A 7,301-nucleotide genomic window follows, 5' to 3' on the forward strand; every position below is an offset into this window, starting at 1 on the left:
CCTGGCGGTGCTGGCCACCACCTTCAGCATCGTGGCCGTGTTCGTCCCCGTGGCCTTCATGGGCGGCCTGTCGGGCGAGATGTACCGCCAGTTCGCGGTGACCATCGCCGTCTCGGTGGTCATCTCGGGCATCGTGGCCCTGACCCTGACCCCGGCCCTGTGCGCGCTGCTGCTGAAAAACGAGCACCGCGAGCCCATCCTGCCGCTGTTGCTCTTCGAGCGCTTCTTCACCCGGCTGACGGCGGGCTACACGGCGGGCGTGCGCCTGCTGCTCAAGCGCTCGCTCCTGGCCTTCGCCATCTTCGCTGTGCTGTGCGTGGTGTCCTGGCGCATGTTCGCGGCCCTGCCCAGCGCCCTGGTGCCCGAGGAGGACAAGGGCAACATCCTGTCGGTGACCATGCTGCCCGAGGGGGCCTCCCTCTCGCGCACCAACGACGCCATGGACGCCCTGACCGGGAAGATGCTCCAGGCCCCCGGGGTGGACGGCATCATGACCCTGGCCGGGCTGGACCTGATCTCCGGAGCCCTGCGCACCAACATCGGCACCGCCTTCGTGACCCTGGCCCCCTGGGACGAACGCAAGGACGGCCCCACGGTCGACCAGGTGGTGGGCATGACCTTCGGCGCGGGCGCCTCCATTACCGACGCCTTCGTGCTGGCCTTCAACCTGCCGCCGATCATGGGCATGAGCAACACCGGCGGCGTGGAGGGCTATGTGCAGGACCGCGGCGGCAAGAGCCTGGCCGAGCTGGCCTCCCAGGTCAACGAGCTGGTGGCCAAGGCCCGCCAGCGCCCCGAGCTGGCCAGCGTGCAGGCCATGTTCAGCGTCAACTCGCCGCAGATCGACGTGGTCCTCGACCGCGAGCGCGCCCGGGCCATGGGCGTGCCCATCAACCGCGTCTTCGACACCATGCAGGCCACCTTCGGCTCCTACTACATCAACGACTTCAACCGCCTGGGCCGGACGTTCAAGGTCCAGCTCCAGTCGCGCGGCGAGTTCCGCGACAACCCCGACGACCTCTCCGACGTTTATGTGCGCTCGGACTCGGGGGAGATGATCCCGCTGACGGTGCTGGCCAGGGTCGAGCGGACCACCGGCCCCGAGGTGGTGGAGCGCTTCAACGTGTTCCCGGCGGCCAAGATCATGGCCAGCCCCGCCCCGGGCTACAGCTCCGGGCAGGCCATGGACGCCCTGGAGGAACTCACGCGCGCCGAGCTGCCCGACACCTACCACCTGGCCTGGACCGGCTCGGCCTACCAGGAGCGCGCCACGGGCGGCACCTCGGTCACCGTGCTGCTGCTCGGCCTGCTGATGGTCTTCCTGATCCTGGCGGCGCAGTACGAGCGCTGGACCCTGCCCCTGGCGGTGATCCTGGTGGTGCCCTTCGCCCTGTTCGGCGCGGCCGGGGCCACCCTGCTGCGCGGGCTGTCCAACGACACCTACCTGCAGATCGCCCTGGTGACCCTGGTCGGCCTGGCTTCCAAGAACGCCATCCTCATCGTGGAGTTCGCCGTGCAGCAGCACCGGGCGGGCATGGGCATAGCCGAGGCCGCGGCCAAGGCCGCCGAGCTGCGCTTCCGGCCCATCGTCATGACCTCGCTGGCCTTCATCCTGGGCTGTCTGCCCCTGGCCATCAGCAGCGGGGCGGGCGCGGCCAGCCGCCACGCCATCGGCACCGGCGTCATCGGCGGCATGATCGCGGCGACGTTCATCGCGCCGTTCTTCATCCCGACGTTCTACAAGACCATCATCGGCCTCACCGAGCGCTTGCGCCGCCGCCCCAAGGGCGACGGCTGACCCCCCAGAAGCGGCGCCCCGCCCGACACTCCTCCGGGCGGGGCCCCGCGCAACCAGCAGCCGGGCGGCGGGCGCCGCCCCCAGCCAGGAGAGTCATGGACACCCGGAACCCCACCGGCGCCACCCCGATCTTCAAGACCCACGCCATGAACATGATCCTGTTCGTCCGCGAGTTGCGCCAGGCCATGGACGACATGTTCCGGCCCTACGGCATGAGCAGTTCGCGCTGGATGGCCCTGGCCATCCTCAAGGACGCCCTGGAGCCCATGTCCCAGAAGGAATTGGCCCTGCGCATGGACATCGAGGGCGCGACCCTGGTGCGCATCATCGACGCGCTGGAGCGCGACGGCTGGGTCCGCCGCCGGGTCTCGCCCCTGGACCGGCGCATCAAGCTGGTCTCCATGGAGCCCAAGGCCCAGGAGTTCGTGAAGATATTCATGTTTTCCATGCGGCGGCTGGACAAGGCCCTCTACAACGGCATCCCCGACTCCCGGGTGCTGGACAGCATCGGCCTGCTCGAAGAACTGCGGGCCAACCTGCAATCCTTCACCGAGGACATGCGCGAGGAAGCCACGGCCTGAGGCCGCGCGAGGGTCAGGGCGCCCCGGGGGCGTCCAGGAACGGGGCGGGGTCGGGCCGGGCGGTCAGCAGGTCGCGTTCCACCAGCTCCTCCACCAGCACGTCCGGGCGCGCCGCGTCGAGCAGCGCCTCCAGCTCGGCCGGGACATCGGGGCGCAGCAGGTCCCGGTGCACGGCGACCCCGGCCGCGAACCCCTCGGCCACGCGCGCGGCGAAGCTCGTGCCCATGACGAAGGAATCCCCCACCAGCGCCACCCGCCCGCCGCGCCCCGACGCGCGGAACAATTGCACCGGATAGCGTTTCCACTCCCGGCCCAGCCAGCCGGGGGCCAGGGTCTGCTCCGCGCCACCCGCCGCGGGGGCCAGCGTCTCGTAGTCCTCGGTCAGCACATATTGCAGCCCGAGCATGCGCGCCAGTTCGAGCCCCAGGCCGGAAACCCGGGTCCGCACGAAGGCCCCGGGCCCCGGGACGGGCAGCCCCAGGCGCGCCAGCACGGCCCCGGCGCCAAGGGCGGCCCCGGCGTCGTTCCAGTGGGTGTCCGTCCGGTGGTAGAGGCGCTCGGCCCCGGCCCGGGCGCGCAACGCGGCCCGCAGGTCGACCAGGGGCGAATCCGGCTCCCCGGCCATGCGCGCCAGGAGCTGGTCCAGCGCCGTGGGCTCCAGGGGCGCAAGCTCGGGGGGCAGCGGCTCCGGATAGACCGATGCCTTGTTGGGCGCGACGACGAAGACGTAGCGCACGCCGCGGCGGGCCAGCCAGCGGCCCTTGGCCGCCAGCAGCGCGGCCCAGCCGTCCAGGCGCGCGGCGTCCAGGGGGGCGGCCTTGCGCCCGTAGGCCACGGCGCGCCCGAGGAACAGCCAGTCGTCCGCCCCGCAGACGACCCAGCGCGAGGGCTTGGGCGCCAGCAGCCGCAGCTGGAACAGGTTGAACAGGGCGGTCATCTCGTCGCGCAGGCCGAAGCGGTCGCCCACGAAGCGCTCCACGGCCCGGGGGAACTCCCGGGCGGCCTCCGGGGTCGCGGGCCATTGCGGCAGCGGGGCCAGGGTCCTGTTCTCGCCGGTGGCCACGGTGGCGCCCCAGCGCAGGGCCAGCCCGCCCAGCGGCACGAAAAGCGCCGCCAGAAACAATGCCACCAGCGCCCCGCGCACCCGCCTTGCTCCCGTGTCGCCCATCCTAGAACCTGAAGTAGATGAAAGGGTTGTAGGTGGCCGAGGCCACATGCAGCAGCGACAGGGCCAGGACGGCCAGCAGCCCCAGGGTCCGCAGGGCCTCGGGGCCCCAGGCCGGAACGGCGGGCCCGGACCAGCGCGCCAGCAGGGCCCGCGCCCGCCCCAGGGCCGGGGCCCACGGCAGGGCGAAGGCCACGGCCGCCAGAAGCGTCAGCAGCTTCTCCCGGGGCAGGTAGGCTCCCGCGCCCAGGCCCCCGGCCCCCCCGGCGAGCCCGGCGGCCCCGGCGCCGGTCATGGCCCACAGGTAGTCCAGGGCCCGGGGCAGCTCCTCCACGCGGAAGAAGACCCAGGCCACAAGCACCACCACAAGGACGTAGCCGTGGCGCAGGGGCCGCCACAGGCCGTCCACCAGCCGCCCGAAGGCCGTGCGCTCCAGGCTGAGGAACAGCCCGTGCAGCGCGCCCCAGATGACGAAGTTCCAGCTGGCCCCGTGCCACAGCCCGCACAGCAGAAAGACGATCCACAGGTTGCAGGCCACGCGCCAGGGCGCCACGCGCCCCCCGCCCAGGGGGATGTACAGGTAGTCGCGAAACCAGGTCGACAGCGAGATGTGCCAGCGCCGCCAGAAGTCGCGCATGGACGCCGCGGCATAGGGGTGGGCGAAGTTTTCCAGGAAGCGGAATCCGAACATGCGCCCCAGGCCGATGGCCATGTCGGAGTAGCCCGAGAAATCGAAATAGATCTGCAACGCGTAGCAGCCGATGCCCAGCCAGGCCACCGACGCCGGAAGCGCCCCGGGCTCCTGGGCCATGATCTGGTCGGCCACCTCGCCCAGGGTGTTGGCCAGGAGCATCTTCTTGCCCAGGCCGACCACGAAGCGGCGCACCCCCTCGGCAAAGCCGTCCAGGTCCACATGGCGGCGCAGGAGCTGCGCGGCCACGTCGCGGTAGCGCACGATGGGCCCGGCGATGAGCTGGGGGAACAGGCTGACGTACAGGGCCAGGTTCACCAGGCTGCGCTGCGCGGCGGCCTGGCCCCGGTAGACATCGATGACGTAGGACATGGCCTGGAAGGTGAAGAAAGAGATGCCGATGGGCAGGTGCGTTTCCAGGGCGGGCAGCGGCGCGCAGCCCAGGGCCCCCAGGGCGGCGCCCAGGTTCGCGGCCAGGAAGCCGCCGTACTTGAACCAGCCGAGCAGCCCGAGGTTGAAGGCCACGGCGGCCCACAGCACAAGGCGCCGCCCCCGGGCCGTGGCGGCGCGCGCCAGCAGCAGCCCGCAGGCGTGGTTGGCGGCGATGGAGGCCAGCATCACCCCGACGTAGAACACCTCGCCCCAGGCGTAGAACAGCAGGCTCGCGGCCAGCAGGAAGCCGTTGCGGGCCCGCGCGGGCAAGAGAAAATTGCCCAGCAGCGCCAGGGGCAGGAAGAGGAACAGGAAAAATGGCGAGGAGAAGACCATCCGGGCCCCGGTTCGGTTGTGGATGCCGCCGCGCGCCGGGGCGGCGGGCCGCCCTGCGCGGCGCGGCACGATAGCAGAACCCGGGGCGCCCCGCAATCCGCCCCCCGGGGGGCGCCCGCCCGGGGCGGCTCAGAGCCCGTGGCGCCGCCGCAGGGCGGCCACCAGGGCCGCGTCCGGCCGGTGGGGCACGGGCGCGGGGGGCCCGGGCGCGGGCAGGCGCAGGGCCACGCCGTGGGGCGTCCCGGCGACCAGGGCGTTCCAGGCGTGGACCATGAGCGGCTCCAGGCCGACCACGTCGGCGGCGTTGTAGGCCAGGAGGGTCTCCAGGGCCGCCGGGTTGCCCGTGGCGCGGTACTCGTGCCAGAGCAGCACGGCGAAATAGCCGTCCACTCCGTCCAGCCCCTGGCGCGCCAGGCCGAGCTGGCGCTCCACGGCCTTGAGCCCGCCCGACAGACCCACCCGCCGGAGCACATGGCGCAGGTCGATGTGGGCCATGTCCAGGTCGATGCCCAGGTCGCGCCGCAGGAAGGGCACGTCGAAGCTCTTGCCGTTGAAGGTCACCAGCAGGGAGAAGCGGCGGATGTCGTCGGCGAAGCGCTCCAGGTCGCGGCCGTGGACGTAGGTGCGCACGCGCCCGCCGCCGTAGAGGGCGATGGTGGTCACATGGTCGGCGCCGTCGCGCGACAGGCCGGTGGTCTCGATGTCCACATAGGCCGCCGCGTGGCGGAAGTCGGCGAACAGCCGCCAGTCCTGCCCGGAGGGCAGCCGCCGGGCGAACCACAGCGCGTCGCCGGCCGCCAGCCGCTCGCACGACTGCTCCAGATGCTGGCGGACCCAGGTCGCGCGCGGCCCCAGGGCCCCCGCGCCCCCGGCCAGGGCGTCGTCCCAGCAGGCCAGGCCCTGGCGCCAGTATTTCTCCTCGGTGCCCACGCCCACGCGCGGGATATGGCAGAAGGTGTGTTTGAGCATGTGCCTCCCGTGGCGGAGTGCCGCCGCGCCGGGCACGGTACGGCCCCGGGCCGGGCGGCGTCAAGCCGCCGCCGCGCCCCTGGGCGCCGGGGCCCGGGCCCCGGCGCGCCCAAGGCCGGTCGCCGATTGGCATGCGTCCTGCAACAAGAGGTCGCCGCCAGCAGGCGGAACAGACCCCCCTCGGGAAGGAGGACGCCATGCATCAGGACGATGCCCCCGGCCAGGAACTCGACGCCCTGTTCGACGCCCTGTTCGACCTTGTCGCCACGGAACCGGACACCGCCTTTGACGGCGGCTCCTCATGGGTCGTCGCCCAGGACCCCGGGTGCGACCTGGACAGCCAGTACTAGGAGACGGCCATGAACATCCTGGGCGTTTCCTGCTATTTCCACGATGCGTCGGCCACCCTCGTGCGCGACGGCGCCATCGTCGCCGCGGCCGAGGAGGAGCGCTTCACGCGCAAGAAGCACGACAGCCGCCTGCCCGAGGAGGCCATCCGCTACTGCCTGCGCGAGGGCGGCCTGGACATGGGCCAGGTGGACGCGGTGTGCTTCTATGAAAAACCCCTGCGCAAGCTCGAACGGCTGCTGGCCACGGGCCGGGCCCGGCGCGGCGACGCCGCCACGGCGCGCCAGCTTTCCCTGTTCCTGCACGAGCGGCTGTTCATGGAGCGCGTGCTGGCCGACCGCCTGGGCTACGCGGGCCCCGTGCGCTACTGCGACCACCACCTCTCCCACGCCGCCTGCGCCTATTTCACCTCGCCCTTCGACAGCGCCGCGCTGATGACCGTCGACGCCGTCGGCGAATGGGCCTCCACCGCGCAGTTCGTGGCCCGCGGCAACACCATCCGCCGCCTGCGCGAAATCCGCTACCCCCATTCCCTGGGCATGCTCTACAGCGCCGTCACGGGATTCCTGGGCTTCAAGGTCAACAACGACGAGTACAAGGTCATGGGCCTGGCCTCCTACGGCCGCCCGACATACGCCGACCGGCTGGAGCGCGTCTTCCGCCAGGGGCCCGACGGCAGCTTCCGGCTGAACCTCGACTTCTTCAGCTTCACCCACGACACCCGGCACATGCACTCCGAGCGCTTCGCCGAACTCTTCGGCCCGCCCCGCACGCCCGACGGCCCCCTGGAGCAGCGGCACATGGACATCGCGGCCTCGGTGCAGGCGCTGACGGAGCGGACCATGGTCGCCCTGGCGGCCTCGCTGCACGAGGTGTCCGGCGGCATGCAGGCCCTGTGCCTGGCCGGTGGGCTGGCCCTGAACTGCGTGGCCAACACCCGGGTCCTGCGCCAGTCGCCCTTCTCGGCGCTGCACGTTCCCC

General features: G+C 72.0%; 7 protein-coding genes. 4 read left to right on the forward strand and 3 right to left on the reverse strand.

The window, feature by feature from the left end:
- Together M0P34_RS12105 and M0P34_RS12110 are read left to right on the forward strand one after the other, a co-directional pair.
- The coding region (locus tag M0P34_RS12105) for an efflux RND transporter permease subunit (RefSeq protein WP_291499471.1) at positions 1-1,798 on the forward strand (1,798 nt) is incomplete at its 5' end.
- Positions 1,799-1,893: 95 nt separating this feature from the next.
- Positions 1,894-2,379, forward strand: coding sequence for a MarR family transcriptional regulator (locus M0P34_RS12110; protein WP_291499474.1), 486 nt, complete (start codon positions 1,894-1,896; stop codon positions 2,377-2,379).
- 13 nt (positions 2,380-2,392) lie between these two features.
- Here the strand turns inward: M0P34_RS12110 and M0P34_RS12115 are convergent, their stop codons facing one another.
- From M0P34_RS12115 to M0P34_RS12125, 3 genes are all read right to left on the reverse strand, one after another.
- Positions 2,393-3,547 (reverse strand): hypothetical protein, encoded by a 1,155-nt coding sequence (locus M0P34_RS12115; RefSeq protein WP_291499476.1) that lies wholly within the window; start codon positions 3,545-3,547, stop codon positions 2,393-2,395.
- Position 3,548: 1 nt separating this feature from the next.
- The gene (locus tag M0P34_RS12120) at positions 3,549-5,003 is read right to left on the reverse strand and encodes an MBOAT family O-acyltransferase (protein ID WP_291499478.1); all 1,455 of its coding nucleotides are present in this window, start codon (positions 5,001-5,003) and stop codon (positions 3,549-3,551) included.
- Between the two features lie 129 nt (positions 5,004-5,132).
- On the reverse strand, positions 5,133-5,972 hold the full coding sequence (locus M0P34_RS12125; RefSeq protein ID WP_291499479.1) for a ribonuclease H-like domain-containing protein: 840 nt from the start codon (positions 5,970-5,972) through the stop codon (positions 5,133-5,135).
- 197 nt (positions 5,973-6,169) lie between these two features.
- On the opposite strand from M0P34_RS12125, the gene M0P34_RS12130 reads away from it, so the two are divergent.
- Both M0P34_RS12130 and M0P34_RS12135 read left to right on the forward strand, forming a co-directional pair.
- Positions 6,170-6,322, forward strand: a complete 153-nt coding sequence (locus M0P34_RS12130) for a hypothetical protein (RefSeq protein WP_291499481.1) — start codon at positions 6,170-6,172, stop codon at positions 6,320-6,322.
- A gap of 9 nt (positions 6,323-6,331) precedes the next feature.
- Positions 6,332-7,301, forward strand: a 970-nt coding sequence (locus M0P34_RS12135) for a carbamoyltransferase N-terminal domain-containing protein (RefSeq protein ID WP_291499483.1), incomplete at its 3' end; no start/stop codon positions are given.

The organism is Desulfocurvus sp. (assembly GCF_023230885.1).
GTDB lineage: Bacteria > Desulfobacterota > Desulfovibrionia > Desulfovibrionales > Desulfovibrionaceae > Desulfocurvus.

What these genes read in the sequence shown, in the direction of transcription:
- M0P34_RS12110 (WP_291499474.1), top strand. Translation starts at nt 1,894, where the DNA reads ATGGACACCCGGAACCCCACCGGCGCCACCCCGATCTTCAAGACCCAC.
- M0P34_RS12115 (WP_291499476.1), bottom strand. Translation starts at nt 3,547, where the DNA reads ATGGGCGACACGGGAGCAAGGCGGGTGCGCGGGGCGCTGGTGGCATTG.
- M0P34_RS12120 (WP_291499478.1), bottom strand. Translation starts at nt 5,003, where the DNA reads ATGGTCTTCTCCTCGCCATTTTTCCTGTTCCTCTTCCTGCCCCTGGCG.
- M0P34_RS12125 (WP_291499479.1), bottom strand. Translation starts at nt 5,972, where the DNA reads ATGCTCAAACACACCTTCTGCCATATCCCGCGCGTGGGCGTGGGCACC.
- M0P34_RS12130 (WP_291499481.1), top strand. Translation starts at nt 6,170, where the DNA reads ATGCATCAGGACGATGCCCCCGGCCAGGAACTCGACGCCCTGTTCGAC.